This is a genomic window from Pelomonas lactea, assembly GCF_043555885.1.
Classification (GTDB): domain Bacteria; phylum Pseudomonadota; class Gammaproteobacteria; order Burkholderiales; family Burkholderiaceae_C; genus Pelomonas; species Pelomonas lactea.
The window spans coordinates 1-280 of record NZ_JBIGHX010000041.1; the positions used below are offsets into that span (position 1 = coordinate 1).

Consider the following 280-nt stretch of genomic DNA (forward strand, 5'->3'; position numbering starts at 1 on the left):
GCCACGACGGTGACGGCCGGCAACAACGTGCTGCTGGACAGCGCCGACTCCAGCGCGCCAGCGGGGCGAACGTTGACGGGCCATGCCTGGAGCATCACCAGTGGCAGCGGCATCGCATCGTTCAGCGGCGCCACGGCGGGCACCACGGCGACGCTGGCCACCAGCGCGGCGGGCACGGTCACCGTGCAGCTGACGCTCACCGACAGCGCCGGCGCTCAGGCGGTGAAGACGCAGGTCATCACGGTCGCGGCGGCCAACACGGCCACCAGCGGTTCGAGCA

At 72.1% G+C, this 280-nt stretch carries 1 protein-coding gene; it reads left to right on the top strand.

Annotated elements, in window-relative coordinates:
- The coding region (locus ACG04Q_RS25650) for a PKD domain-containing protein (protein ID WP_394514716.1) at positions 1–280 on the top strand (280 nt) is incomplete at both ends.